This is a genomic window from Nonomuraea dietziae, from assembly GCF_014195505.1.
GTDB classification, from domain to species: domain Bacteria; phylum Actinomycetota; class Actinomycetes; order Streptosporangiales; family Streptosporangiaceae; genus Nonomuraea; species Nonomuraea roseola.
Genome location: NZ_JACIBV010000001.1, coordinates 504,444 through 529,631, shown reverse-complemented (window position 1 = coordinate 529,631; position 25,188 = coordinate 504,444). Strand labels below are relative to the sequence as shown.

At 71.4% G+C, this 25,188-nt stretch carries 30 protein-coding genes, 1 pseudogene and 1 riboswitch; of the genes and pseudogenes, 13 read left to right on the top strand and 18 right to left on the bottom strand.

The features are described 5' to 3' along the window. Nucleotides 1–89 precede the first annotated feature (89 nt). Nucleotides 90–701, bottom strand: a complete 612-nt coding sequence (locus FHR33_RS02720; protein ID WP_183643011.1) for a helix-turn-helix domain-containing protein — start codon at nucleotides 699–701, stop codon at nucleotides 90–92. Between the two features lie 55 nt (nucleotides 702–756). Here FHR33_RS02720 and FHR33_RS02715 point away from each other — a divergent pair, with 55 nt between their 5' ends. Both FHR33_RS02715 and FHR33_RS02710 read left to right on the top strand, forming a co-directional pair. After that, complete coding sequence (locus tag FHR33_RS02715) at nucleotides 757–1,800, top strand: NAD(P)/FAD-dependent oxidoreductase (protein WP_246451612.1); 1,044 nt, start codon at nucleotides 757–759, stop codon at nucleotides 1,798–1,800. Nucleotides 1,801–1,820: 20 nt separating this feature from the next. Beyond that, nucleotides 1,821–2,477, top strand: a complete 657-nt coding sequence (locus FHR33_RS02710) for a class I SAM-dependent methyltransferase (RefSeq protein ID WP_183643008.1) — start codon at nucleotides 1,821–1,823, stop codon at nucleotides 2,475–2,477. A gap of 27 nt (nucleotides 2,478–2,504) precedes the next feature. Here FHR33_RS02710 and FHR33_RS02705 read toward each other — a convergent pair whose 3' ends face one another. Together FHR33_RS02705 and FHR33_RS02700 are read right to left on the bottom strand one after the other, a co-directional pair. Beyond that, nucleotides 2,505–2,900, bottom strand: a complete 396-nt coding sequence (locus tag FHR33_RS02705; RefSeq protein WP_183643005.1) for a tautomerase family protein — start codon at nucleotides 2,898–2,900, stop codon at nucleotides 2,505–2,507. A 46-nt stretch (nucleotides 2,901–2,946) separates the two neighbouring features. Beyond that, nucleotides 2,947–3,522: a TetR/AcrR family transcriptional regulator gene (locus FHR33_RS02700; protein WP_183643002.1), complete on the bottom strand. Its 576-nt coding sequence runs from the start codon at nucleotides 3,520–3,522 to the stop codon at nucleotides 2,947–2,949. Between the two features lie 107 nt (nucleotides 3,523–3,629). On the opposite strand from FHR33_RS02700, the gene FHR33_RS02695 reads away from it, so the two are divergent. After that, nucleotides 3,630–4,280: a TetR/AcrR family transcriptional regulator gene (locus FHR33_RS02695; protein ID WP_183642999.1), complete on the top strand. Its 651-nt coding sequence runs from the start codon at nucleotides 3,630–3,632 to the stop codon at nucleotides 4,278–4,280. A gap of 281 nt (nucleotides 4,281–4,561) precedes the next feature. Here FHR33_RS02695 and FHR33_RS02690 read toward each other — a convergent pair whose 3' ends face one another. Further along, entirely contained in the window at nucleotides 4,562–5,791 is a 1,230-nt protein-coding gene (locus tag FHR33_RS02690) for an alpha/beta hydrolase family protein (protein WP_183642996.1), read from the bottom strand. A 214-nt stretch (nucleotides 5,792–6,005) separates the two neighbouring features. Here FHR33_RS02690 and ccmA point away from each other — a divergent pair, with 214 nt between their 5' ends. Both ccmA and FHR33_RS02680 read left to right on the top strand, forming a co-directional pair. Beyond that, nucleotides 6,006–6,632, top strand: a complete 627-nt coding sequence (gene ccmA / locus FHR33_RS02685) for a heme ABC exporter ATP-binding protein CcmA (protein WP_183642993.1) — start codon at nucleotides 6,006–6,008, stop codon at nucleotides 6,630–6,632. Then, nucleotides 6,629–8,062: a DUF6297 family protein gene (locus FHR33_RS02680; RefSeq protein WP_183642990.1), complete on the top strand. Its 1,434-nt coding sequence runs from the start codon at nucleotides 6,629–6,631 to the stop codon at nucleotides 8,060–8,062. Before ccmA ends, FHR33_RS02680 begins: the two co-directional genes overlap by 4 nt. Before the next feature lie 37 nt (nucleotides 8,063–8,099). Here FHR33_RS02680 and FHR33_RS02675 read toward each other — a convergent pair whose 3' ends face one another. Then, a complete protein-coding gene (locus FHR33_RS02675) occupies nucleotides 8,100–9,134 on the bottom strand; it encodes a saccharopine dehydrogenase family protein (RefSeq protein ID WP_312895332.1) in 1,035 nt (344 codons plus the stop codon). A gap of 102 nt (nucleotides 9,135–9,236) precedes the next feature. Here FHR33_RS02675 and FHR33_RS02670 point away from each other — a divergent pair, with 102 nt between their 5' ends. Beyond that, a complete protein-coding gene (locus FHR33_RS02670; RefSeq protein ID WP_183642987.1) occupies nucleotides 9,237–10,217 on the top strand; it encodes a helix-turn-helix domain-containing protein in 981 nt (326 codons plus the stop codon). A 350-nt stretch (nucleotides 10,218–10,567) separates the two neighbouring features. Here FHR33_RS02670 and FHR33_RS02665 read toward each other — a convergent pair whose 3' ends face one another. Then, nucleotides 10,568–11,434, bottom strand: coding sequence for a bifunctional 5,10-methylenetetrahydrofolate dehydrogenase/5,10-methenyltetrahydrofolate cyclohydrolase (locus FHR33_RS02665; RefSeq protein WP_183642984.1), 867 nt, complete (start codon nucleotides 11,432–11,434; stop codon nucleotides 10,568–10,570). A gap of 14 nt (nucleotides 11,435–11,448) precedes the next feature. After that, a riboswitch (ZMP/ZTP riboswitch) is annotated at nucleotides 11,449–11,531 on the bottom strand. Between the two features lie 72 nt (nucleotides 11,532–11,603). Then, nucleotides 11,604–12,014: a hypothetical protein gene (locus FHR33_RS02660; RefSeq protein WP_183642981.1), complete on the bottom strand. Its 411-nt coding sequence runs from the start codon at nucleotides 12,012–12,014 to the stop codon at nucleotides 11,604–11,606. Between the two features lie 364 nt (nucleotides 12,015–12,378). Here FHR33_RS02660 and FHR33_RS02655 point away from each other — a divergent pair, with 364 nt between their 5' ends. Next, nucleotides 12,379–12,975, top strand: coding sequence for a hypothetical protein (locus FHR33_RS02655; protein ID WP_183642978.1), 597 nt, complete (start codon nucleotides 12,379–12,381; stop codon nucleotides 12,973–12,975). A gap of 58 nt (nucleotides 12,976–13,033) precedes the next feature. Here FHR33_RS02655 and FHR33_RS02650 read toward each other — a convergent pair whose 3' ends face one another. Then, nucleotides 13,034–13,864: a DUF899 family protein gene (locus FHR33_RS02650; protein ID WP_183642975.1), complete on the bottom strand. Its 831-nt coding sequence runs from the start codon at nucleotides 13,862–13,864 to the stop codon at nucleotides 13,034–13,036. 203 nt (nucleotides 13,865–14,067) lie between these two features. Here FHR33_RS02650 and FHR33_RS02645 point away from each other — a divergent pair, with 203 nt between their 5' ends. Further along, nucleotides 14,068–14,574 (top strand): winged helix-turn-helix transcriptional regulator, encoded by a 507-nt coding sequence (locus tag FHR33_RS02645; protein WP_183642972.1) that lies wholly within the window; start codon nucleotides 14,068–14,070, stop codon nucleotides 14,572–14,574. Nucleotides 14,575–14,641: 67 nt separating this feature from the next. Here FHR33_RS02645 and FHR33_RS02640 read toward each other — a convergent pair whose 3' ends face one another. From FHR33_RS02640 to FHR33_RS02630, 3 genes are read right to left on the bottom strand one after another with little or no spacing between them, the layout of a single operon-like run. Beyond that, nucleotides 14,642–15,562, bottom strand: coding sequence for a hypothetical protein (locus FHR33_RS02640; RefSeq protein ID WP_183642969.1), 921 nt, complete (start codon nucleotides 15,560–15,562; stop codon nucleotides 14,642–14,644). After that, a complete protein-coding gene (locus FHR33_RS02635; RefSeq protein ID WP_246451610.1) occupies nucleotides 15,559–15,912 on the bottom strand; it encodes a PadR family transcriptional regulator in 354 nt (117 codons plus the stop codon). Before FHR33_RS02635 ends, FHR33_RS02640 begins: the two co-directional genes overlap by 4 nt. Nucleotides 15,913–15,965: 53 nt before the next feature. Continuing rightward, a complete protein-coding gene (locus FHR33_RS02630; protein WP_183642966.1) occupies nucleotides 15,966–16,565 on the bottom strand; it encodes a helix-turn-helix domain-containing protein in 600 nt (199 codons plus the stop codon). 93 nt (nucleotides 16,566–16,658) lie between these two features. On the opposite strand from FHR33_RS02630, the gene FHR33_RS02625 reads away from it, so the two are divergent. The 3 genes from FHR33_RS02625 (at nucleotide 16,659) to FHR33_RS02615 (ending at nucleotide 19,071) form a co-directional block, all read left to right on the top strand. Further along, nucleotides 16,659–17,636, top strand: a complete 978-nt coding sequence (locus tag FHR33_RS02625; protein WP_246451608.1) for an NAD(P)/FAD-dependent oxidoreductase — start codon at nucleotides 16,659–16,661, stop codon at nucleotides 17,634–17,636. Nucleotides 17,637–17,731: 95 nt separating this feature from the next. After that, complete coding sequence (locus FHR33_RS02620; RefSeq protein WP_183642963.1) at nucleotides 17,732–17,878, top strand: hypothetical protein; 147 nt, start codon at nucleotides 17,732–17,734, stop codon at nucleotides 17,876–17,878. Continuing rightward, nucleotides 17,875–19,071: an MFS transporter gene (locus FHR33_RS02615; RefSeq protein ID WP_183642960.1), complete on the top strand. Its 1,197-nt coding sequence runs from the start codon at nucleotides 17,875–17,877 to the stop codon at nucleotides 19,069–19,071. The genes FHR33_RS02620 and FHR33_RS02615 overlap by 4 nt, the downstream gene beginning before the upstream one ends. A gap of 20 nt (nucleotides 19,072–19,091) precedes the next feature. Here FHR33_RS02615 and FHR33_RS02610 read toward each other — a convergent pair whose 3' ends face one another. After that, nucleotides 19,092–19,931 (bottom strand): alpha/beta fold hydrolase, encoded by an 840-nt coding sequence (locus FHR33_RS02610; RefSeq protein WP_183642957.1) that lies wholly within the window; start codon nucleotides 19,929–19,931, stop codon nucleotides 19,092–19,094. After that, nucleotides 19,928–20,521, bottom strand: a complete 594-nt coding sequence (locus tag FHR33_RS02605; RefSeq protein ID WP_183659837.1) for a TetR/AcrR family transcriptional regulator — start codon at nucleotides 20,519–20,521, stop codon at nucleotides 19,928–19,930. Before FHR33_RS02605 ends, FHR33_RS02610 begins: the two co-directional genes overlap by 4 nt. A gap of 229 nt (nucleotides 20,522–20,750) precedes the next feature. Between FHR33_RS02605 and FHR33_RS02595 the strand changes: the two are divergent. Further along, nucleotides 20,751–20,876, top strand: a pseudogene (locus FHR33_RS02595) (AraC family transcriptional regulator); the annotation flags it as partial. Between the two features lie 100 nt (nucleotides 20,877–20,976). On the opposite strand, the gene FHR33_RS02590 reads toward FHR33_RS02595, so the two are convergent. Beyond that, entirely contained in the window at nucleotides 20,977–21,546 is a 570-nt protein-coding gene (locus FHR33_RS02590; protein ID WP_312895331.1) for a TetR/AcrR family transcriptional regulator, read from the bottom strand. Nucleotides 21,547–21,627: 81 nt separating this feature from the next. Between FHR33_RS02590 and FHR33_RS02585 the strand changes: the two genes are divergently transcribed. Further along, nucleotides 21,628–22,089: a DoxX family protein gene (locus tag FHR33_RS02585; RefSeq protein ID WP_246451606.1), complete on the top strand. Its 462-nt coding sequence runs from the start codon at nucleotides 21,628–21,630 to the stop codon at nucleotides 22,087–22,089. Between the two features lie 66 nt (nucleotides 22,090–22,155). Here FHR33_RS02585 and FHR33_RS02580 read toward each other — a convergent pair whose 3' ends face one another. The 4 genes from FHR33_RS02580 to FHR33_RS02565 form a co-directional block, all read right to left on the bottom strand. Then, on the bottom strand, nucleotides 22,156–22,650 hold the full coding sequence (locus tag FHR33_RS02580; RefSeq protein WP_183642954.1) for a hypothetical protein: 495 nt from the start codon (nucleotides 22,648–22,650) through the stop codon (nucleotides 22,156–22,158). 200 nt (nucleotides 22,651–22,850) lie between these two features. Then, nucleotides 22,851–23,393 carry a DUF1707 SHOCT-like domain-containing protein gene (locus FHR33_RS02575; RefSeq protein WP_183642951.1) on the bottom strand — a complete coding sequence of 181 codons (543 nt, stop codon included), beginning with the start codon at nucleotides 23,391–23,393 and terminating at the stop codon, nucleotides 22,851–22,853. Nucleotides 23,394–23,397: 4 nt separating this feature from the next. Continuing rightward, entirely contained in the window at nucleotides 23,398–24,207 is an 810-nt protein-coding gene (locus FHR33_RS02570; RefSeq protein WP_183642948.1) for an ABC transporter permease, read from the bottom strand. After that, nucleotides 24,204–25,148 (bottom strand): efflux ABC transporter ATPase subunit, DrrA-related, encoded by a 945-nt coding sequence (locus FHR33_RS02565; protein ID WP_183642945.1) that lies wholly within the window; start codon nucleotides 25,146–25,148, stop codon nucleotides 24,204–24,206. The genes FHR33_RS02570 and FHR33_RS02565 overlap by 4 nt, the downstream gene beginning before the upstream one ends. Between the last annotated feature and the right edge of the window lie 40 nt (nucleotides 25,149–25,188).

Below are 25,188 nucleotides of genomic sequence, written 5' to 3'. Positions count from 1 at the left end.
AGGACGCCGGGTGCGGGTGTGGACGGCCAGCGCCGACCTGACCGGCCTCGATCCGAGCTGGAACCTCGGGTGACCCGGCGGTCTTCGCATCACCGCTCCGCGGGCCGTCCGGGCGGGTTCCTGGGTTTGGGCCGGGCGCGCAGGTGCGCGCGTTCGCCCTGCCTGCCGAACAGGCTGAGGAACTCGACCGGCTCGGCACCCGCCACGCCGAACCAGTGCGGTACGCGGGTGTCGAACTCGGCCGCTTCGCCGGGTGAGAGCACCAGATCCTGTTCACCGAGGACGAGCCGCAGCCGTCCATTGAGGACATAGAGCCACTCGTAGCCCTCGTGGGTCTGCGGATCGGGCTCCTTCCGGGGGTTGCCGGCCGAGATCACGAGCTTGTACGCCTGGATGCCGCCGGCTCGACGGGTCAGGGGCACCATGGTCATGCCGTGGTGGGTGACAGGGCGCAGGTGGACGCGCGGGTCTCCGGTGGGTGGGGCGTCGACGAGGTCGTCGAGCGTGACGCCGTGGGCCCTGGCCAGAGGGAGCAGTTGCTCGAGGGTGGGCCGGCGGGCCCCTGACTCCAGCCGGGACAGGGTGCTCACCGAGATGCCGGTGGCCGCCGACAGGTCGGCCAGCGTGGTTTCGCGCTGCCGGCGCAGCACGCGCAGCCGGGGCCCTACCGCGTCGAGCGCTTGGTGGAGGTCGCTGTCCATGAAAGCAGTTTGCCAGATCGGCAACAAGGTTTGCACATATGCCTGGTGTGCTCGCATGGTTGTCGTGGAGGTGGTCATGGTGACCGATCAGCTGAAGGACGGCTACGACGTGGTGGTGTTCGGCGGTGGCGCCGCCGGGTTGAGCGGGGCGCTGATGCTGGCCCGGGCACGGCGGGCGGTGGCGGTGATCGACGCGGGCGCGCCGCGCAACGCCCCTGCCGAAGGCGTGCACGGGCTGCTGGCCCTCGACGGGACCCCGCCCGCCGAGCTGCTGGAGCGCGGCAGGGCCGAGGTCCGCCGGTACGGCGGGCACGTGGTGTCCGGGGAGGTCGTCACGGCGGTCCGCGACATCGAGGGGTTCACCGTGACGCTGGCCGACGGCAGGTCCGTCCGGGCACGCCGGCTCCTGGTGACCACCGGGTTGGTCGACGAGCTGCCGCACGTGCGCGGCCTGCGCGATCGGTGGGGCCGTGACGTGGTGCATTGCCCGTACTGCCACGGCTGGGAGGTCCGCGACCAGGCCATCGGCGTACTGGCCACCGGGCCGCTGTCGGTGCACCAGGCGTTGCTGTTCCGGCAGTGGAGCGCCGATGTCACCTTCTTCTCCCACACCATGCCGCCGCCGACCGGCGAGCAGGCGCAGCAGCTGGCCGCCCGCGGCATCCGCGTGGTGGACGGCGAGGTCGCCTCCCTGGAGATCGCCGAGGACCGCCTCGTGGGCGTACGGCTGAGCGACGGCACGCTGGTCGGCCGCGAGACGGTGGCGGTCTCGCCGCGGATGACGGCGCGTGCCTGCTTCCTGGCGGCCCTCGGACTGCGGCCGGCCGAACACCCGTCAGGGGCCGGTGAGCACATCCCCTCCGACGCGGCCGGCCGTACCGAGGTGCCGGGGGTGTGGGTGGCGGGCAACGTCACCGACCTGGCGGCCCAGGTCGGGTCCTCGGCGGCGGCGGGCGCTGCCGCGGCGGCCCAGATCAACGCCGACCTGGTCACGGAGGAGACCCGGCTGGCGGTCGCCGCCTATCTGGACCCGTTCTCGGCCGAGTCCGAGGCGCGTCTGTGTGAACTGGCGATGGGCGACCGTCGCCACGGCCTGTGAACCAGAGAAAGGGAACCACTGTGTCCGAAGAATTCGACAGGACGTACTGGGAAGAGCGCTACCGTGGCCACGCCGCGGCCGGTGGCAGGCGGCCCAACCCGCAGCTCGTGGCGGAGGTCGGGGATCTGCCGCCCGGCACGGCACTGGACGCGGGCTGTGGCGAGGGAGCCGACGCCGTCTGGCTCGCCTCACGCGGCTGGCGGGTGACGGCGGTGGACATCGCCGCCACCGCGCTGGCCCGCGCGCGAGAGCACGCCGAAAGCCTCGGCGTCGACCTCGCGAGCCGGATCGACTGGGTTCAGGCCGACCTGACCAGCTGGACGCCCGCCGAGGAACGCTTCGACCTGGTCTCCACCCACTACGTGCACCTGGCGGCATCGCGCGAGGCGCTGTTCGGCCGCCTGGCCGCATCGGTCGCGCCGGGCGGCACGCTGCTCATCGTCGGCCACCACCCGTCCGATCCCCACACCACCCATTCCCACGGCCCCTCGCCCGCGGTGCACTTCACCGCCGAGGAGGTCGCCGCCGGCCTCGACCCCGGCCTGTGGGACATCGCCGTCGCCGAGGCCAGGTCCCGATCGGCCACCGCCCCCGACGGTCACGAGATGACCATGCACGACGCCGTCGTTCGCGCCCGCAGGCGTCCATGGCCCACGGAGGTGACGCCCTTCCGTTGATCCAACGGGCCTTCCCGGCAGGGCCCGTCAGTGAGGGGCCGCCTCCGCGTACTGCGCCACGCCGTCGCCGAACGACCAGTCGATCGGCTCGTTCTCGGTGATCGTGACGAGGACGTTGCGCGGCTCGGTGCCCGCGTACTCCTGGGCGAGCTCGGCGATCCTGCGGTAGAGCGCCTGCTTCTGCTCCGCGGTACGTCCCGAGCGCATGGTGATAGCGACGAACACGATGTCGTCATCCCTGTCCATGGCGGGAAAGGTGCCGTAGCGGAGCACGCGCCGTGAGCCGTCGTGGCTGGTGAGCACCTGGAACAGGTCGTCCTGCGGGATGCCGACGGCCTCCACCAACGCATCGTGTACGGCCCTGCCCACGGCCTCCAACCGCTTCTCGTCTGCACGAATCGCGTCAATGCGTACAAATGGCATCGTTACGTCCTTTCAAGTCGCTCTGGGTGGGTGATGCAGAAGTCGGTCAGGTAGAGGTGCTGCGGACATGTCCGGCGAGCAGGCCCAGCGCGCCGTCCACGGACTGCGCGTACACCTCCGCGTCGCCGGCGGCCCTGGCCAGCACGTATCCACCCTGCAGCACCGCGACGAGCGCGGTGGCGGTGGCCGCGGGGTCGAGCGCGGCGTCGAGCTCGCCCTCGGCCACCGCTTCGGCGAGGACCCCGGCGAGCCGGGTTCGCAGCCAGGCGAACGTCTCCTCCACCGGACGGCGCAACGCGGGATCGGCCATCACGTCCCGGTCATGGGTCAGGCGTCCGACCGGGCAGCCCCGGAGGGCGTCCCGCTCCCGGCGCAGGTAGGTGGTGACCCGCTGGACCGGAGTGCCGGGGCCGGAGAACTCCGCCTCCGCACGATCCCGCAGCTCGTCGGCGCTGCGGGTGATCGCGGCCAGCGCCAGGTCGGGCTTGCCGCGGAAGTGGTGGTACATGCTGCCCTGACCCGCCCCGGACCGCTGCTGGATCGCCTTCGGCGAGGTGCCCACGTATCCGAACTCCCACAGGAGCTCCCGCGCGCTCTCGATCAGCCGTTCCCTCGTGTCCATGACGCCAGCGTACATACTAGTAGGTACAGAAGGCAACGACGTCCGTCCGGCGCTCCCGCCAAAGGTGCCGCGTTGCGGTGCGGGGCCGGCCACTATAACCTACGTACATGCCTGTAGGTAAAGCTGAGATCTCCGAGGGCGGCCGTCAGAAGCAGGCGGATCGGCGCGCTCGGACCAGGAGCGCCCTGTTGGAGGCCGCGGCGCGGGGGCTGTCCACGTACGGGTACGCCAACCTGGTGCTGGAGCGGGTGGCCAGCGAGGCGGGATACACGCGCGGCGCGCTGTATCACCTGTTCGCCAACAAGGAGGAGCTGGCGCTGGCGGTGGTGCGCTGGGTCGAGGAGAGCTGGAACGCCGAGGTCGGCAGGCTCGCCGACGAGGAGGCCGACCCCGTCGAGGCGCTCCTGCTGATGGCGCGGGGTCACGCCGTCTACTGCCGCCGCGACGTCGCCGGGGTGCTGATGACGCTCCGGATGGAGTTCGCCGGGCAGGATCATCCCGTCGGCCGGGCCATCGCGGAGATCGTCGACAGGGTGCTCGCCGTGTGCGCCGAGCGGATCGCCGCAGGACGCGCCAGCGGGGCGATCCCGCCGGGGCCGCCGCCCCAGCAGACGGCCGACGCCTACCTCGGCGCCCTCGAGGGCGTCACGATCCCGCTTGCCGGCCACGCGCCCTACGACGTCGAACTCGCCGAGAGGGCGGTACGCGGCGTTCTCGGCCTCCCGCCCGTTCCCACCGCCGTGGAGAGCCCCGAATGAAGCTGCGCGTCGCAGCCGCATCGTGTAGGCAAGCTGTTCACCGAAGGTAGGGGATGCGCTCGCCACCCTTCGCAGAGCGCAGCGGAGGCCCCCTCGACGGCGTCGGCGGAGATCGCCGGGCGATCGACGTTCAGCGGAAGACGGCCTTCGGGGAGGACTGGACCGGATCACGGTCGCCGCGCTGCTCAAGCCGCGGTTCGGCGTGCTCGCCGCCCGTTTCGCAGCCCGCCCGGCCCCTACGAGCTGGGCTCCGAAACGGGCTGCGCTAACCGGCGAGCGCGTCAGGCACAGGTCTTCTTCCGCGGGTCGCAGAATGTGATCTCGGGGTAGCTCGCCGAAGGCTTGGCCAGCAAGGACTGAGGCTTGTTGCGTAGGTGCTGGTCCATGAAGGCCGTGACGTACCTGCGGGTGATGTCCATGGCGCGGACGCCGGCTATGTCGGCGCCGACCTCGACGCCGACCTGGTCAACCAGGACTCCCAGGTCGGTGAAGGACAGGTGCACGGCTCCGGTCATCAGCAGCCAGCGCTTCCAGCCGGTCAGCCCCGTCCAGACGCGCTCCCACGAGGCAGCGGTTTCGCCCTTGCCCGGCGTGTAGGTCGCGGGCTTGCCCAGAAGGAGGAACGGCCGGGACAATCCCGATGCGGGGATCGCGCTTTCCACGGTCCCGTCCATATCGATGCCGGCCCGCAGCCGAGGGTCCTCCACCATGGCCGTGACGGTGCTCGCGCCGCCGGCCGATTGCCCGGCCATGCCGATCTTCGACGTATCGATCAGGCCGGCGCTCTTCCATCTCGGGTGCGCGCCGGTCAGTTGGTCGAGCACGAAGGACACGTCGGCGGCCCGGCTCTTCTCCAGCTTCACCCACCAACCCTTCTCCTTGGAGATCTCGCACGTGACACAGGTGGCGACCCGTCCGTCGGGAAAGGACGTGGCGATGTTCTCGTAGGTGTGGTCGATGGCGGCCACCACATATCCCCGGCTTGCCAGCTCCTCGGCAAGGCCCGTGAGCACGCTGCGGGGCTTACTGTGCCCCGGGGAGAGCACCACGAGGGGCAGGCTGTGCTTGCGCCCGGCGGGACGGGCGTCGGTGAAGGCGTTGGTGCGGGTCTTGCTCAGCGTGTCGGCCGGGATGCTGGTGATCTCTCCGTCCTTCAGGAGCAGCTCAGACTCCTTCGCCGTCATGTACTGGGCCCGCTTACGGCCTGGCGACCTGGCCGGGTACCACAGCGAGACCATGAGTTCGCGGTACTTGACGGTGGGAACCCAGGGGTCGGGGCGCGAGGTGTCCTTCAGGTGCAGGGATGTGGTGCCGACCGGCTGGGAGCCGGTCGGTTTGGGCAGGTACGGCGTGGGCGTCTGGGACGCGGCGGCCGGCAGGGCCTGGAGGAGTGCGGCGGCGGCCATGACGGTGACCAGTCCGGTGACGGTGGCCAGTCGGCCACGCCTCCAGGGTCTGCGCAACTCGCCGTGGCTGTCGTCCAGCGCGGCCCGGTTCAGGGGTTCGATCATGTGATCCACGCCGACTGACTATACACTGGGATTATATCCGCAGTGTGTAGCGTCCGATGGCTGTCCGACTGAGCTGATCCGCGTCTCCAGCACCCTGCCGCCTTGCTCCGGCGGCTACGTAGGTGGCGGGTCCGCGTTACCTGTCCAGGCGAGGCGGCTCGATCGCCTCAAGCCAGGGCGTTCCTGCGCATGGGGCCCCGCCTAGACTCCCCGCATGAAGACAGAGATCATCTCCGCCCGGGGCGTGCGGGTGGACCTGGGCGGGCGCGCTGTGCTGCGCGGGGTGGACCTCACCGCCGGACCGGGGCAGATCGTCGCCGTCGCCGGCGAGAACGGCGTCGGCAAGTCGACCCTGCTGCGCTGCCTGGCCGGGCTGCACAGCCCGTCCGCCGGCCACGTCGAGGTGCTGGACGCGCCGCCGGCCGACACAGCGGGCTTCTGGCGCGAGGTGGCGCTGACCGGTGACGAACCCGCCTGGTATCCGGGGATGAGCGTGCGCGAACATCTGGAACTGGCGGTGTCGGTGCATGACGGCGGACGCCTGAGCGTGGAAGAGGCGCTGACGGCCTTCGACCTGCAAGAGCGAGCCGAGTTGCACCCGCTTGCCCTGTCCACCGGGCAGCGGCAGCGGTTGTCACTGGCCATGGCACTGATCAGGCCCAGCCGGCTGCTGCTGCTGGACGAGCCGGAGCGCGGGCTGGACACCGCCTTCCGCGCCCGGCTGGCGGGCGTGCTGCGCCGGTACGCCGCCGAAGGCGGCAGCGTGATCATGGCCACCCACGACCACGAGCTCGCCGGCGAGTGTGGCGCACGCCTGGTCACCCTGGAGGCCGCCGTATGAAGGGCTGGCAGGAGCGGTACACGGCGCTGTTCGGCGCCGCGATGCTCATCGCGATCGTCAGCCAGCCGATCGCGTCCGCGCTGGGCTCGCTGGCCCGGCAGGCGGACCCCTCCCGCGCCGGCTCCGGGCTGGCGCTGGTGGCCGTGGCCTACGCGGCCTACCTGACCCTGGCACGGGCGGCCGGCCCGGTGGTGGTGTCAGCCGCCGACGCCTCCTGGCGGCTGCTGTCGCCGCTACCGCGCCGTACCGTCCTCGGCAGAACGACGCTGGCGTTGCTGGCGATCTCGGTGTCGAGCGGGTTGGTCCTGGGCGTGGCGTTGATCTCGGCGCTCGGCGCACCCGACCACACCTCTCTACGCCTGACGGTGGCGCTGGTGCTCGGCGTCGGGGCCGGGCTGGGCGGCATGGCGCTGACCGTCCTGGGGCAGGCCTCCCCCGCCTGGGACGAATGGGCGCAGGCGCTGATCGCGTTCACCGTGATGGCGGCCGTCCTGCTGGCCGTGCTCGGCGCCGGCCCCGGACGGCACCTGACCACGGTCCTGGCCGGAGCGCCGGTGGGCCTGGCCGTGGCCGCCGCCGGATGCGCGGCCGCGGTGGCCACGTTCCTGGTACGGCAGGCCTGGACCGCGCTCGACCGCCTACCCGCCCGCGCGATCATCGCCGCCTCCGCCAGGAGTGGCCAGGTCGCGCAGGCGACCGTGATGGTGGATCCCGGCGCGCTGACCTGGGCGGCGGAAGACAATCACTGGCGGGCCCGCACGCTGCGCTCACGACCGTGGCCCGTGCGCGGCGCATGGGCACTGGCCTGGCAAGAAGTCCGCCGCACCGCCCGCCGGCCGGTCCGGTTCGCGGTGCTGGTCAGCTCCTGCGCCCTGCCCGCCCTGGCCGTGGCCGCCGGACTGACCGGAGTGGCCACCGTCCTGGTGGTGGCCGGTGCGCTGGGCGCGGCCGCGTCGGTGACGGCCGGCGCACGGCGCGACAGCGACAATCCCGCGCTGTCACGGCTGCTGGCCGTGGGGCGCAGGGCCGCGACGAGCGCACGCGCCCTGCCTCCCGCCCTGCTGGGAGCGGCCTGGCTGAGCGCCGCCCTGGCCGGGATGAGCGCCGCCGGCGCCCTGTCCGCCGGGCCATGGTGGCTGCTCGGGCCCGCGTGCGCCCCCGCGTTGGCGGCGGCGGCGCTGCGCATGGCCGGCCGGCGGCCGGTCGACCACTCCCTGCCCATCATCGACACCCCCGGCGGCGCGATCCCCACCGGGCCGCTGCTGTGGGCGATGACCGGCGTGGACCTCGCCCTGGTCGGCTGCGCGCCCACCCTCGTCGCCCTCGCCGTACAGCCGGCCGACCTGATCCCCTACCTGATGGCGCAGGCGCTGACAGGCCTGGGGGTGATCGGCGGATACACCTTCGCCGCCACCGGCCACAAGCGGTGACCGGACGCCAGGAGCTCCCAGGACCCCCGCCCAGCGGTTACTGACGCAGTTCGAACGACAGGTGCGCGGACAGCGCGCGGAGGAAGTCGGCCGCGTCGAAGATCTCTCCAGCGGAGGCGACCCCGGTCGTCCTGGTCTGACCGGTGAGGATGCGGCGGACCGCCTCCACCGCGAGCGGCGCGCTGATGGCGTAGATGTCCTGGCCGCTCGCTGTGGCGCGCCGTTCCATGTCGCCGGAGCGCACGACGACATCGACGAGGAACGTCTGGTCGGAGCGTCCGCGCTCGTCGGCCGCCGTCGGCGCCGGCGTGTCCGGGGCCGACAGGTCCTCGACCGCCTCGACCGTCATGTACGAGCGCACCTCGGGGATCGCCAGGTGGCTGGGGATCGTGACGACGTCGGCCATGCTGAACTCCCCGAAGACGGGCCGGACGCCCACCGGCTCGGGAAACGTCCACTTCAGGGACGGCAGAGCGTCCTGGTGGTACTCCAGCTTCCCGTTGGTGAAGCGGACCCGCCGGCCGTCCCGCCGTTCCCGGGAGACCGTCCCCGCGTCGCGCGTCCCCGTGGTGGGGTGCCAGCTGCTCAGCGCGTACGCGACGTGCGCCTCGTCGGCGGCGGTCCAGTCGCCCATCGCGACGGTGGCCAGCAGGTCGCCGAGACCGCCGAAGAAGGCCATCGCGGGGACGATCACGACCCCGGCGGCGTGGGCGGGCTCGGCGAAGTGCGCGAACGTGTCGGCGTTGGCCTCGATCTCGGCCGCCACGTCCACGTACGGGATGCCGGCGCGTAGCGCCGCCTCGATCACCGGGGCGGCCGTCGCGGCGAAGGGCCCAGCGCTGTTGATCACAGCTGCCGTGCCGGCCAGCGCGCGGTCGAGCGACGCCGGATCGTCGACCGACGCGGGCCGGACCTCGAGCCCCGGAAAGGACGCCGCCAGCTCTTCCAGCTTCCCGGCGTCGCGGCCGGAGAGGACCGGGACGAACCCGCGATCCCGTAGCTCCGCCACCACGAAGCGGCCGGTGTGCCCATACGCGCCGAAGACCGCGACCGTCTGACCTGAACTCATCATTTCCCCACTGTGCTCAGTTGTTCCACTGCTGAGAGCAAAGCATGGCAGCAGCGGTCCTTCCTCGCGAGTGTCTGGAACGCCATACGTCGTACAATTCCGGACATGAGGACTGTCGCGGTCGCCGTCACGGACGGGATGCTGCATTTCGAACTGTCGGTGGCCTACGAGGTGTTCGGCACCGCACCGGCCGGCATGGCCGGCCCCTGGTACCGCCTCATCGGCTGCGGGCCAGGCGTCGTACAGGCCGGGAGGTTCCGGCTGGAGCCCGACTACGGGCTCGACCGGCTGGCGAGCGCCGACATCGTGATCGTCCCCGCACGGGCCGACGTCGACGCGCAGCCGCCCGGCGACCTCATCGACGCGGTGCGCGCGGCCCACCAGGCGGGGGCGCGCGTGGCCGCCCTCTGCACGGGCGCGTTCGTGCTGGCCGCAGCCGGCCTGCTGGACGGGCGGCGCGCGACGACTCACTGGGCGCACACCGGGGTGCTGGCCACGCGCTATCCCCGGGTGGAGGTCGATCCTGACGTGCTCTACGTGGACAACGGCAGCGTGCTCACCTCGGCAGGCAAGGCCGCCGCCATGGACCTGTGTCTGCACCTCGTCCGCCTCGACCACGGCTCTGCGGTCGCGAACGCGGTCGCTCGCCGGCTGGTCGTGCCGCCGCACCGGGCCGGCGGCCAGGCCCAGTTCGTCACCTCACCGGTGCCCGCGCAGGAGAACCACCCGCTCGCGGAGCTGTTCCCGTGGGCGATCGAACGGCTGGACCATCCGCTGACCGTGGAGGACCTGGCCCGCCAGGCCGCCATGAGCTCGCGCAACCTGGGCCGCCTTTTCAGGTCGGTGGCCGGCACCACCCCACTGCAATGGCTGCTGACCCAGCGGATCCGCCGCGCCCAGGAACTGCTGGAGACCACCGACGACAGTGTCGAGGCGATCGCGGCAGCCACCGGCATGGGCACGGGCACGACGCTGCGCCGGCACTTCAACCGCACGGTCGGCGTGCCGCCCGACACCTACCGCCGCACGTTCCGCACCTCGCACGCCGAGGGTGGCGGACGGCAGGCCACCACGTCTCAGGCGTGAGCGACACTCGCCGGGCTCGCTCCTGCGCGTCTCCCCCGCGAAGCCGTCATGGCCCCGCTCGGGGTCTCGAGACGGACCGGGCAGGGGCGGCTCGTGATCGGTCAGCGCCGCCGCCTCGCCCCGGATCTCGATGCCCCTGGGCGTCCACGGATTGATGGGGGTCCGTCGTGCCGGCACCGGCCACGCCCACCCGGCCCTCGTACATCGGGTTCGGGGACAGCCAGGAGAGCGGTCCGCCGACGGGACACGGAAGATCACTCATTGCGGGTCTGGGGCGGCGGCCTCCAGGTCGGCGATGGTGCCCGACATGATCGACCACCCCAGCACCAGGCCGGAGGACACCAGGCGGCTCAGGCGGCCGCCACCGCGCGTTCCGCCGCCGTGATGGCGTTGCGGAACAGCATCGCGACCGTGGTGGGCCCCACGCCGCCCACCCGCGGCGTGATCGCGCCCGCCACGCTCTCGACCGACTCGTCCACGTCCGGCAGCAGGCGGCGGCCCTCGTAGCGGACCCCGCCGCCGACCACGACCGCGCCCGGCTTGACGTGCTCGGGCTGGATGATGCCCGGCACGCCCGCCGCGGCGATGAGGATGTCGGCTCGCCGGGTGTAGCGGGCCCAGTCGGGCACACCGGTGTGGACCACGGTGACGGCGGCGTTGGCCGTCGGGCGCTTCTGACTGAGCAGCATGGCCAGGGGCCGTCCGAGGGTGGCGCCGCGGCCGAGGATGACGACCTCGCGCCCGGACACCGGAATGTCGTAGTACGCGAGCAGGGCCTCGATGCCCGCCGGCGTGCACGGCAGCGGGCCCGGCATGCCGAGGGCCAGACGGCCCATGTTGAGCGGGTGCATCCCGTCGACGTCCTTGTCCGGGTCCATGGCCTGGAGCGCGGCGTCGTAGTCGAGGTGCCCTGGCACGGGGTACTGCACCAGCAGCCCATGCACCGTCGGGTCGTCGTTGTAGGCGGCGATGGCGGCGTGCAGGTCGGCCTGGGTGGCGTCGGCGGGCAGGTGCGTGTGCGGGGAGTCGAAGCCGAGCTCGGCGGCCTGACGCTGCTTGATGCGGATGTAACCGGCGCTGGCGTCGTCGTCGCCGACGAGGATGGTGGCCAGAGACGGGGTGACGCCCTTCTCTGTCAGTACGGCGGCGCGGGCGGCCACGTCGTTGAGTACGCTCTCGGCGACCGGACCGCCGGGCAGCAGGCGTGTGCTGGACATACGTCTCCTCGTGGAGTGGTCGCCCAGGCGGTCGGCTTCCACGACGAGCTCCCCGATGGTCGATTCCATCCTCTTGCCGCCAGTCGCGCTCCCTCTAGGATGCCCGGCATTCGAAGGTGCCGCGACCCCCACCTCCACGTGCGGAGCCGCCCGGGTGAGGGCGGCAGCGTCAGGAGCGGGAATGCGGAGGACGGCCGCCCTGGCACGATCGCCCTCGGCCGCTCACCCGGGGCGGCTGCGAGGGCGCCGATGTCGCGTCTCCTCTCCGAGTGCCGTCGGCGAAGCAGCCGAGCGTGCGGTCAAGGAGAGCTGGGCCGGCTGTCCCGGCCTCCAGGAGGCGGACGATCTCGGCGTGGCCGGTGCCGAGCTGCCGCGACATATTGAGGTCGCCCGTGTCGTCGCGAACCTCGGCCACGATCCGCACGTCGCCTCCTTCGGACTCCTCGCGGCGCACGGTGATCTGCGCCTGCGGTGGGGCGTTCTCGGCGGCCGGCGCCAGCACTGGCAGCCCCTCGCTGTCGCCCCCGCTTTCCCGATCGGGATCGGCGCCTGCCGCCGGCAGCGTCCGCACGAGGTCCACGTTTCCCTGCAGAGCGGCCCGATACAGGGGCCGTGCTGCCGTTCTCGTCTGGTTCATCCGGGGACGCGCCGGCGTCCAACAGCCGCCGGACCTCCCCTGTCGTCGCCGCCGACCCGAGGTCGCCTTCCGTCATGACGCCCAGCCTGTACGGCAGCGCCTCCATGATCCATCAGTTCTCCGCCGACGACGAAGCCGGTGTGCGCAGTACCACGGCCGGTTGATGGCAGAGGCGCGCTACCGCGATCGGTGGAAGCGAAAAGTCGCATCAGCGGCTGACGACCGAGAAACGGCTGATGGCTACTTTCGTCGTGGGGCCGGCCGTCCGCATGGTCGCCCTCGTGGACCAACGGAAAGGTATGCGCTCATGGTCAACCGGTTATGCCGCACCGCGGGCATCCTGGCACTCGTCCTGGCCACCACGCTCGGCGGGGGCGCCGCCGCGGACCCCGTCCCCCTGGATCCCGACAGCGCGATGACCATGGATCCCGTCACGCCCGACCCCGAGACGACGGACTTCCTCGTGCCGGAGGAGACCCAGGTCGGCGTCCAGGCCGCCGCCGGACCCATCGGAGGCTCGTGCGGGCCCAACATCAACCCCTACCCGTACGTCCCCCGCGAATCGGACCGTTGGTACCGGGGCGGCGTGCAGGCGGGAGCTGGCGCCGCGCGGCTGTACACGAGCAAGAACCGCGTCTACTACAACCGCAACACCAAGCGCCACGAACGCATCTACTGGGTGTGGGGCAGCAATCTCAAGCCCGGCGACGTCGTGACACTCGACTGGTCGGACGACAACAGGAGGACCTGGCGCTACTGCCACCGCACGATCGCCTCCGGCAAGTCCAGCGTGACGACGCCCGCGATCAACAACTGGGGTTCCCGGTGGTTCCGCACGTGCTTCAAGCTCAAGGTCTGGGGCTACTGGTCGTGCGACTACTACAAGACCTGGTACACCGACTGAGCTTGCGGGGACTGGTTTCCTGCGCTCGACATTGAGGGGCACTCTTCCCCACCGACGATCAGGGCCCGGCCGTGAGGTCGTCGGAGCGGCCGGCCTCGAGGCGCGACCACTGGGCGATGGGGCGTCCGTTGATCCGCGTGACGTGGCCGGAGCCGGCCCCCCACGGTTGTGGCCAGCCGGGAGGCGAGTCCTCCTGCGGCTCCTGGCGTCCGTACACGGTGAGGTCCATGAGCGCGTAGCTGTAGTCCATCACCTCTACGCCGCGGCGGGTCGTCCAGTAGGTCTCGAAGACGCGATCGCCGTCCCGTACGTAGCACACGAGGTGCATCAGGCCGATGTGGCGTCCGACGAGGAGCGTGTCGAGGGAGTCTTGTGCCGAGTACCACGGCACGTCCCAGCCCATGAAGTCGCGGTAGCGGGCGCTTTCGTCGTAGGGCCCCTGGCAGAAGACCGCGTAGGTGATGTCGCGGGAATGAAGGTAGGACAGCTCCGCGACCTGGGTGGCGCACCACGTACAGCCTTCGCACTGCTCGGCCGCGGGGTTCCCGGGGTACCACATGAAGTAGTAGGCGATGAGCTGCCTGCGCCCTTCGAACGCGTCGAGCAGGGTGGTCGGCCCGTTGGGGCCGATCAGCGCGATGCCGGCGTCCACCTCGACCATGGGCAGGCGACGCCGGGCCGCGGCGATCGCGTCACCTTCCCTGGTGTGCGCCTTCTCCCGAGCCCGCAGCCTGTCCAGCTCGGCCTGGAAGGTGGCCCGGTCGACGGCCGCGGGCAGGCCCGGTGCGTCGGTGGCGCCGGCCGTGGCGCCGACAGTGGCCGACGGCGGCGAGGCTGACCCCGCGCAGCAGCCGGAGGGCCCGCTGTGGTTCGTCGTGTCCTTCTCCATGGCTGTCTCCTCTCACCGTGGTCATGCCCGTTCTCCCGTCCGCCGAGGCGACAGCCTGGTTCCTCGTGCTGTTCCCGCCTGGCCTGCCCCCTCAGTTGCTTCGCTGGCAAAACACAACCACTATTGTTTTGCAACCACTTCCAGCCTAGGGAAAGCTGGTACAAGAACACAACCAGTTCGACAATGGAGTCGGAGGTGGATCCATGCGGAGGGACGTCCGGTCGAGGTGTCCGGTCAACCTGTCACTGGAGATCTTCGGCGACCGCTGGACGCTGCTCGTCCTGCGTGACGTGATCTTCGTCGGCGCCCGCCACTTCCGTGAGCTGCTCGCCGGCCCGGAGCGGATCTCCAGCAACATCCTCGCCGACCGGCTCGCCACGCTCGTCGAACACGGCCTGCTCACCAAGAGCGACGACCCCACCCACAAGCAGAAGAGCATCTACTCCCTGACCGAGCAGGCCATCCAGCTGGTCCCGGTCTTCGCCCAGCTCAGCGCATGGGGAATCGAACATCTTGAGGTGGCCGACGAGTTCGCCGCCCGCGCGCGGGTGCTCGTCAGCGGTGGAGCCCCACTATGGGAGGCGTACATGGACGAACTACGCGAGACCCACCTCGGATCACAGGCGCGGCGCCGACCACCGCCGGAAGGACCCACCGTACGCGCCCGCATGGACTCCGCGTACGCCGCGGCGCTCGAAAAATCCGCCTGATCGCGAGCGCCTCGGTACCTTGCGGCAGGCTCTTGCTGCCCCAGGAGACGGACGGCGCCGGAGGGCGTCAGGCGGGTTCCGCCGTGCGGGCCAGCCACGCCGTGACACCGAGCAGCGCCGCCGTCGCGACGGTGACCGCCGGCAGGCTGGCCAGGCCGGTGAACCACGACGGCATGACAACGACGACGAGGAACGGCGTCAGGATGGCGGCCGTCCGGCGGCCGGCAGAGGAGCGCAGCGCCAGCACGGCCACCGTACCGAAGGCGGCCAGTACGAGAACGGTCCCGAGGACCTTGGGCAGCAGGGCGCCCACGACGCACGCGCCCAGCACCCCGCCCGCCCAGGCCGCCAATCGCCGGGACCCCACAGGTTCGGGACCGTGCGACGGCGCGAGGGTCAGCATCGCCGCGCAGACGCACGCCGGCAGGACGGACAGCAGCATGCCGGCGGCGATGAGCGGCCACCCGGCGACGATGAGGACCTCGCCCACCACGACCGTCACTTCGGCGATCACGACGACCTCTTCGGGCAGGGACAACAGCAGGGTGAGCCGTTCCCCCGCGTGCAGCGCCACCATGGCCCACGCGCAGGCGATCGCCGCCCGGCGCCGCCCCAGCCAGGCCAGCAGCACCACCAGCCCGTACGGCAGGGCGTATGCGAGCGCCGGGAGGGCCAGGTCGAAGGCGGACCGGTCGGCGTTGGCGGCGGCGCGGAACAGGCCGGCGCCGAACAACACGAGAGGGGCGAGGACGGCTGCCAGGCCGGCGGCGGCCCGCCAGTGCCGCCGCGACCCTGGCGACGCGGCCCGGCGCGCCCGGATCGCCAGGCCGCCGCGCGCCAGGTCGAACGCGTCGCGCCAGGCCGGGCTGCTCTGGCCCGGAGTCGAGGCCGCCAGCAGCACGGCCAGCATCTCCTCCTCGTGCCGCGCCCGGTGGTCCTTGGGGTACCAGGTGAGCAACCGGCGGTAGCGCCGTTCCAGCGCGGTCACGAGGCGCCGCCGAGGGACGGGCGAGCGGCCGGGCCGCGACGCAGCCGCGCGGCGGCGGTGTCGGCGTTCCTGCGCAGGCGTTCGGCCTCCGCGGACAGTCGGGCCGCGCCCTCGGTGGTGAGCCGGTAGTAGCGCCGGGCCCTGCCGTCCACGACCTCCTCGTGGTCGGTCTCGATCAGCCTCTCGCCCTGGAGCCGGTCGAGCGCGGCGTACAAGGTGCCGGCGCGCAGCCGCACCCGCTCACCGGAGATCTCCAGGACATCGGTGATGATGCCGTAGCCGTGCTGGGGCCCTGCCGCAAGGGCCGTCAGGATCAAGAACGTCGGTTCCTGCATCGATCTGTTCTTCATGCGGTCGATATATACCGATGATCTGACTATGGCGCAAGCCGAGCCGCGCCGCGCTAGGAGGCTGTGTCCTGGCGGGCGCGGGGTTTGGCGCGCACGTGCATGCGTTCGCCCTGGCGGCCGAACAGGTTGAGGACCTCCACGGGCGTGTCACCCGCCGGCCCGAACCAGTGCGGCAGGCGGGTGTCGAACTCGGCGGCCTCGCCAGGTCCCATGATCACGTCGTGGTCGGCCACGATGAGCCGCACGCGTCCGGACAGGACGTACATCCATTCGTAGCCTTCGTGCGTGACCGGCCGCGGCTGGTTCTGCTCGGCAGGGATGATCGACTTCCACGCCTGCAGGGGCCCCGGCTGGGTGGTCAGGGGCAGTACGGTCCGCCCGTTGCGGACGAGGGGCTTGCAGCGAACGCGCGGGTCGCCGACCTCCGGCGCGCCGACCAGCTCGTCCAGTGGCACCTGGTGCGCCTGCGCGATCGGCAGCAGAAGTTCCAGGCTGGGGCGGCGCTGGTTCGACTCCAGCCGCGAGAGCGTGCTCTTGCTGATGCCGGTGGCCTCGGCCAGTGCGGACAGGGACACACCACGCTGCGTGCGTATGCGCCTGAGGCGGGCGCCGACCTGAGCCAGCGTGGCGCTTATCGAGGGCTGCTGTTCCATGGGTCCCATTCCACCTCCGCTGTTCCAGAAATGGCAACAGAAGTTGTCATCGGCTCCGAGCGGGACGCACCATCGGGGCCGGAGGTGATCGTCATGAACAAGGCGATGAACAGGTATGACGCCGACGCGCGGCCTGCGGCCGACGAGAGACACGACGTGGTGGTGGTCGGCGCGGGAGCGGCCGGCCTGAACGCCGCCCTGCTCCTGGGGCGCGCGCGGCGCAAGGTGGTCGTGATCGACGCCGGGCAGCCGCGCAACGCCCCGGCCGCGCACATGCACGGCTTCCTGTCCCGCGACGGCCTGCCTCCGGCCACGCTGCTGGAGCTCGGGCGAGCCGAGATCACCCGGTACGGCGTGCGCCTCGTCAGGGGCCGCGTGGAGGACATCGACCACGGCTTCTCCGTCCGGCTGGAGGGAGGCCCCGTGCTGGAGGCCCGCCGTGTCCTGGTCGCCACCGGCCTGCGCGACGAGCTGCCTGACATTCCCGGGGTGCGCGAGCGGTGGGGCAAGGACGTGCTGCACTGCCCCTACTGCCACGGCTACGAGGTCGGCGACCAGCCGCTCGCCGTACTCGGCACGCATCCGGGGGCGGTGCATCAGGCCCTGCTCCTGCGCCAGTGGAGCGACGACGTGCTCTTCCTCCCGCACACCCTCGACCTGACGGCGGAGGACCGGGAGCGCCTGGAGGGGCGCGGTCTGCGCATCGTCGAGGGAAAGATCGACCACCTCGTCGTCGAAGGAGGCCGGCTGCGCGGCATCGAGCTCGCCGACGGTCGCGTGCTCCCCCGCACCGCCGCCTTCCTCTTCCCGCGCACGGTGGCGCACGACGAGCTGCTGACCCGCCTCGGCTGCGTCAAGGACGACACCGGCTGGATCACCACCGACCGGACGGGCCGTACCAGCGTTGCCGGGGTCTGGGCGGCAGGGAACGTCATCGACCCGCGCGCGCAGGTCGTCACCGCCGCGGGGATGGGATCGGCCGCCGCTTTCGCCATCAACGCCGACCTGGTGGACGAGGACGTCCGCCACGCCGTCGAGCAGTACCGCGCCTCGGCCGCCGCGAGCAGGTAGCCGGCCGAGGCAGCGCGGCGGCCACTCCCCCGCCGCCACATTCACGCGGGCCCCGACTCGCCACCTCACCCTCACCCCACGAAGGAGACTCACTCATGCCCACGCACACCGAACAGACCCTCCCCGCCTTCGTCGTGTACGCCGGAGGCCGTCCCTCCGGCTCGTCGACGGGTGCGGCGCCCCGGCACGTGCTCGACCGGCGTCTCACCTCGCTCCTGCGTGACGGGGGTGCGGGCCGATGAGCGCCGAGGCCGCGATCCAGCAGGCGCCGGCCGCCCGCGGCAGGCTGCCTCTGGGGGTCTACCTGCTGTCCTTCAGCCTGTTCTCGATGGGCAGCGCGGAGTTCCTGCTCGCCGGGGTTCTGCCGGCCGTCGCCGAGGACCTGCGGATCACGCTGTCCTCCGCCGGAGCGCTGATCTCGGCGTTCGCCGCCGGCGTCGTCGTCGGCGGGCCGCCCCTGGCCATCATGACCCTCCGCTGGCCACGGCGGACGACGCTGGTGGTCACGCAGGTGCTCTTCGCCGCCTGCGTGGCGATCGGCATCCTCACCGACAACTACGCGGTGCTCCTGACCACGCGTTTTCTGTGCGGTCTCGCCTACGCGGGGTTCTGGGCGGTCGCGGCCGTCACCGCGATCAGCCTGGTCCCGGCCGACCGTACCGCGCGCGCCTCCGGCGTGGTCGTCAGCGGGCTCAGCCTCGCGATGATCGTCGGCGGCCCGGCCGGCGCGTTGCTCAGTTACTTCACCGGGTGGCGCGGCGGCTTCTGGGCCGTGGTCGTCCTCACTCTCGCCGGCGCTGTCGTGACGCTCGTGGCGCTGCCCGCCACGAGCGCGCGCGGCGAGGCGAGCGTGAGGAGCGAGCTTCGCACGATGAGGCGGCCCCAGCTGTGGGTGGTCTACGCCGTCACCCTGTTGAGCACCGCGGCCTACATGATCTCGTTCAACTACCTGGCGGCGTTCCTGACCGACGTCACCCGCATACCCGGGGTATGGGTTCCGGCGATCCTGACCCTGTTCGGCGTCGGCGCCCTGATCGGCCTGTCGATCGGGGGCAGGATCGCCGACAGGTTGCCCACCCGCGCGCTCCTGGCGGGGGCGGTCGGGATCGTGGTCTGCTCCGTTCTGCTCGCCGTACTCGCCCGGCACGCGCTGGCCGTCGTCCCCCTGGTCCTGCTGCTCGGCGTCGCCGGATTCGTGCTGAACCCGGCCATCTACGGGCGCGTGTTCGCCATCGCGGTCCAGGCGCCCACGCTCGCCGGAGCCACCACCGTCTCCGCCTTCCAACTCGGCATCAGCCTCGTGCCCGTGCTGGCCGCCGCCGCGCTCGATGCCGGAGCAGGGATCACCGTCATCCCATGGCTCGGCGCGGGGCTGGCCGCGATCACGACTGTGCCCGTCCTGCTCGACAGGATGATGTCGTCTCGAGGGGCTTGAAAGCGCCGACGTAGGAACGACTAGGTGCTCAGCACCTTGTGGAGCAGCTCACCGAACGCGGCGGGGTGCGTGCTGAGACCCGTGTGCCCGCCGGGGAAGTGGATGAGCTCCGTGCCGAACCGCTCGGCCAGGAAGGCGGCGGGACGGTAGGGCAGTTCACCGCGCGAGTCCGCTCCGCCCGCGAGCACGAGCCGGTCCGACAGAGCTTCCAGTCGAGCCACGTCCGGGACATAGGCCATGAAGCTCGGAACGATACGCCCGAGGAAGTAGGGCATGTCCGCCATCGTCCGCTCAGCTCGTGCCGTCGCCTGCGGCGGCAGCTCCGTGACCGCCTGGGCGTCGGCCGGATCGGCGCCGGGCCGCCTGAGTCCGGCCGCGAACTCGGCCGCCGCGGGCATCAGCCCGTCCCTGCGGAAGGTGTCCTGGACGCGGGCGAGCAGCGCGCGATGCTCGGCGGCGTCTGGCAGCACCTCCACCACCGGCGGCTCGTGCGCCACGAGGCGTTCGATCCGCTCGGGGTGGGTGGTGAGCAGGTGCAGCGCGACGATCGCCCCCGAACTGCAACCGACCACGCGGGCGGGAGCGTCTGGAGACAGCAGCTCCAGCAGCTGGAGCGCGTCGTCGGCATGCTGGGCCACCCGCTGTCGAGCCTCCGGGTCGTCCAGCGGGCTGCGGGACAGGCCGCGTGGGTCGTAGGAGGCGACCGTGTGATCGGCGGCCAGGTCGTCGGCGACACCGTCGAAGGAGGCGGCGCCGCCCGTGCCGCCGGGGATCAGCAGCAGGAGTGGTCCCCTTCCGCGCACCTCGTAGTGCAGGGTGGCGCCGTCCACGCGCAGGCGGCCGATGGCCGGGTCGGTCATGTCGGGTCTCCTTCATGGCGTGCGGGCCAGCGCTCCAAAAGGGTGTGCAGGGCGTCGAGGCAGCGGGCCCAGGAGTCCTCCGCTGGGCGCGCGTGCGCGAACCCGCCCGCGGCCTCGAGGCTGACGAAGCCGTGCAGCGTGCTGCGCACCAGCCGTACCGCGTCGGTCAGGTCGGGCTCGTCCAGCGCATAGGCGCGCAGCATGCCGTAGGTCAGCTCGACCGCACGTCGCGGCCCGGGTGCGCGGGCCGCGAGTTCGGGATCGATCTGTATCGGGATCTGCGTCGCCGTGTACCGGCCAGGGTGGTCGTGGGCATACGCCCGATAAGCGTTCGCGAACGCCACCAGCGCGTCCTTGCCTGCCCGCCCGGCGGTGTCCTCGGCGATGCGGATGGTCTTCTCGTCCGCCGCCAGCAGCGCGATCCGCCCGCGCAGGTCCTCCAGGTTGCGCACGTGCGCATACAGGCTCGCGTCCTTCACCCCGAGCCGCCGCGCCACCGCCGACATGGTCACGTGGTCGAGCCCGACCTCGTCCGCCAACTCGGCACCGGCGAGCGTCACCCGGTCCGCCGTCAACCCGGCCCGCGCCATGCGCATACCACCCTCTCCTAGAACCACCGCATCTGAACCTAATGACATTAGGTTAAGCCTTGAGGCCTAAGGATCGCAAACGTCGGGTGGTGGAGCGCCCGCAGCGCGGGCTCATCTAGGCGGCGTCCCCTACGCCGGTGGGGGCGATCTCGGCCACCCAGTCCGCGAAGTCGCGGGGCTTGCGGTTCAGGGCACGCTCGACGCCGTCGGCCAGCGAGCTGTTCCGGCCGACGCCACGCTGAACGCCGTCGTCCGGCAGGTCGGCTACGGCAGCGGGTTCGCCCTCAGCTCGGCGTTCAAGCGGGTGTACGGCATCAGTCCGCAGGAGCACCGCGGCGCCGCGCCGACGCGGTGAGCCTGGTGCCACGTTCGCCTCGGTGGACATCGAGACCGCCGCCCGAACGCGCGCGCAGAATGCGGGTCCGCCGAGTCGGACCGCGGGGCTGGCCTGACTCTCAGCGCATGGCGCCGAAGACGAGCCTGATCATCGAGCGGGCGAGGGCCTCAGGGTCCCCGTCAGCGCTCTCAGGCAGGGCTCCGCTCAGCCACAGACCGGCGAAGCCGTGAGCCAGTGACCAGGCGGCGATCGTGGTCAACCGGTCGTGCTCCGGGCTCGGCGACAGCGTGCCGGCGCTGGTGACGAGCACGTTGGCGGCGCGCTCACGCGCGGATGTGATGCTGGGATCGTCGGCGCGGTACAGCTCCGGCCGGAACATCACCTCGGAATAGGGGCGATGGTCGATGGCGAAGCGGACGTAGGCGACGCCGACCTCCCACACGTCAGCGGCAGCTCGCTCGAGGGTGTCGGCGAACATCGCGAAACCCTCTGCGGCCACGGCTGTCAGCAAGCCTTGCTTGTCGCCGAAGTGATAGGCGGGGGCGGCGTGCGAGACGCCCGCCCGCCGGGCCAGCTCGCGCAGACTCCACCCCGCGGGGCCGGATTCGATGATGGCCTGAAGGGCGGCATCGATGATGACGCGCCTCAGGTTGCCGTGGTGATAGGCCGGTTGGTTGATCTGCCTCACCTCCGAGCTCCAGTGCGTCCGCGTGTCGACCTCACCCTATCTTGACATTGACAAGATAGCGAGTCTCCTCCAATCTTGCCGATGACAAGATTGGAGGACGGGATGGTTCCGTTCATCGCCCTCACCGGCGGCTTCGTCGTCCTGCGGCTGATCGGGCTGGCCGGTATCGACGCACTGGACGCCTGGCAACCCGCACTGCGCGGCGCTCTCGCCCTGATGTTCGTCTTCACCGGCGTGCCGCACTTCCTGCCCTCATGGCGCCGCGACTTCGTCGCGATGATCCCGCCGGCATTCCCGCACCCGGCCCTGCTGGTCACCCTCACCGGTGTCCTGGAGCTGGCCGGCGCCGCCGGGCTGCTGCTCTCACCGGTCGCGCCGTACGCGGCGATCGGGCTGGCACTCCTCATGATCGCCATGTTCCCTGCCAACGTCTCGGCGGCCCGCCGCGGTCTCACCCTGGCCGGCAAACCGGTGACCACCCTGCCCACCCGTACGGCCCTGCAGGTGCTCTTCGTCGCCGCCGCCGTCGCAGCGGCCGTGTGAGTCACGCCCCGATCACCACCAGCTTCCCCACACGGCCCAAGGCGCAGGCCGCGCTGACCCAGAGACTCAGCTGACGCAGTCCTGGGTACCGAGCCCCAGAGCCAGCCCGGTGACGATGCCCTTCTCCGGGAAGAACTCGTAGTAGGCCTTGGGGTTGCCCGGGACGGAGACGTAGGGGCGGCCGGTACCCATCACGTACCTCAGCCGTGGGTAGGCCTTCTTGACCTGCTTCATCGTGGATCCGATGCCGATGCCCTCAGGGGTCTTGACGCCCTTGGGCGCGGAGATCACGGCGACGCCGACCTTCTTGGAGATGTACAGGCCCACGCTGGCCTTGCGGGTGGGATGCGCCGTGAAGTCCCACCCCGAGCACGCCTCCAGACCGGCGGCCCGCTTGAGCACGACCTTCCCGGTCGCTTTGGCCTTCTTCGCGCTCATCCCGAGCTTGACCTTGCCGTACCCGTAGGGCCCCAGCAGGGGGCGAGCGGCCTGAGCGAGCGCGGGCGTACCGGTGGCCAGGAGCGCCCCGCCGGTCAGCACCGCGATGAGCACCTTCTTCATGACGGCCTTCCTTCTGGGTGTGCGAGCTGTACACGCACCTTTTGGAGTAGCGACCGCGAGGAGAAGTTCACGAAGACAGGCGTTCGCTGTCGTGGCGCAGACCTCAGGCATCGGCCCTGAGGTGGCCAGCGAGCCGCAGACCGTGATCGAGCTGCGGGACGCCCACCAGGTCGAGCCGATGTCGGGCACCGGATGGGGCCTCAACGCCGCGCGTGGCGGATCGTCAACCGTCCCAACCCCATGACCCCGGAGATCCGGATCGTCGGCCCGCGAGGGCGGGAGCCTCGACGAGTTTTGTAGAGCGGATCCTTCCACCCCGTGCGCAGATCCTCGAGGTCGACGATCGCGTCGCGAGGCACCGTGATCCTGGCCCTGCCAGTGCCGAGATGCAACTCGATGTCGACCACCGGATGGTCGATGACCGCCCTGGACAGATCCAGGCGCACCCGCCCGAGTGCGGACTCGACCTTGAGGATCCGAGGTACCCGCCATGCGCCGCGCCGGTGGATCCGTCCGCTGACGGCGGCGATCGTGGACGTGGTGCCCGCATTCGGCTCCGGGAGCGAGGCCAGAGCCGACGCGAGGTCGATGTGCGTCCTGGCGGTGAGCGCCTGGTGGAGGCGCTCGACCATCTCCTCGTGCGAGATGTGCCCTTCGGTGTACGCCTCCTGCAGGCGCTGCACGGCCGTTTCGCGGTCGGCTTCAGTGATCGGCGAGGGCGGGCCTCCCGGCAGCGGGGTCACCGTTTCACCGTCCCCCACGGTTGTAGGCGCGCACCGACAGCGGGACGAACACCACCAGCAGCGCGGCCGACCAGAGCAGGACGGTGGCCACCGGATGCGCGAGCGGCCAGGCCACGTCTCCGGACGGGGCGCCCGGATTGCCGAACAGCTCCCGGGAGGCGGCGGTGAGCGCGCTCACCGGGTTCCAGTCGGCCAGGAAGCGCAGCCATCCCGGCATGCCGTCGGTCGGGACGAAGGAGTTGGACAGCATCGTGAACGGCAGGAACAGCGGCACCATCGCGTCGGCGACCTGGTCGTTCTTCACCGCCAGGCCCACATACACGCCCACCCAGCTCAGCGCGTACCGCAGCACCATCAGCAGCAGGAACGCGCCTGCCGTGGGGAGCAGGCCGCGGTGCGGCTGCCAGCCCACGAGCAGGCCCGCGCCCACCATGATGGCCAGCATCAGCAGGCCGATCAGGGAGTCCGCGCCGGTCTGCCCGAACGGCACCGCCAACCGCGCCATCGGCATGGAGCGGAACCGGTCCATCACGCCGCGGGAGGCGTCGGTGGCCACCCGCGTCATGACTGCCATCACCGCGGAGAAGGTCACCATGGAGAACAGGCCGGGCATGAGGTACTCGCGGTAGTCGCCGCCGCCCGGCACCTGGATGGCGCTGCCGAAGACGTAGCCGAACAGCACCACCATGACGGCCGGGAAGACCAGCGCGGCGACGAGTTCGCCGGGTTCCTGGCGCAGCCGTCCCAGCTCGCGGCCGACGAGGGTCAGCCCGTCGCTGAACGTCCAGCGCAGGCGCGGGGTGAGGGCGGTCATCGGACGGTCTCCTTGCGGTCGGTGAGGCGCAGGAACACCTCGTCGAGGGTGGGACGGCGCAGCCTCACGTCGGCCGCGGCGACCCCGGCGCGGTCGAGCTCGCGCACGATGTCGGCGAGCCGGAAGCCGCCGCCGGACAGGGCGACGCTCAGCTGGTCGGCGCCCGTCATCGTGGGCTCGGTCCCGGCCAGGGCGTTCAGTACGGTCGCCGCCGTCGACAGCGCGGCGGGGTCTTCGAGTTCGACGTCGAGGCGATCTCCGATGGTGGCCTTCAGCTCGTCGGGCGTGCCCGTGGCGATCACCTGGCCGTGGTCGATGACGGCGATGTCGTCGGCCAGTTGGTCGGCCTCGTCCAGGTACTGCGTGGTGAGCAGCACCGTGGTGCCCTCTGCCACGAGTTCGCGGACGCTGTCCCAGATCTCGCCGCGGCTGCGCGGGTCCAGGCCGGTGGTCGGCTCGTCCAGGAAGAGCACCTCGGGGCGCAGGATGAGGCTGGTGATCAGGTCGAGCCGGCGCCGCATGCCGCCGGAGTAGCCGGCGACCTGGCGATCGGCGGCGTCCATCAGACCGAAGCGTTCGAGCAGCTCGTCGGCCCGCCGGTGCGCCTCGCGTCGGGACAGGTGGGACAGGCGTCCGAACATGCGCAGGTTGCCGCGGCCGGTGAGTTTCTCGTCCACGGCGGCGTACTGGCCCGCGAGCCCGATCCTGGCTCGTACCTTGCCTGCGTCGCGGACGACGTCGTATCCGGCGATGCGGGCGTGTCCGGCGTCGGGATCGGACAACGTCGCCAGGATCCGCACCGCGGTCGTCTTGCCCGCGCCGTTCGGCCCCAGCACGCCGCAGACCGTTCCTCTCGGGACGCTCAGGTCCAAACCCCGCAGGGCATGGGTGTTGCCGAAGGACTTGTGCAGCCCTTCGGCGACCACGATCGGATCAGGCATGACCCCTCCACTGGGTACGTTGTACGCGGTTATGGCGGCC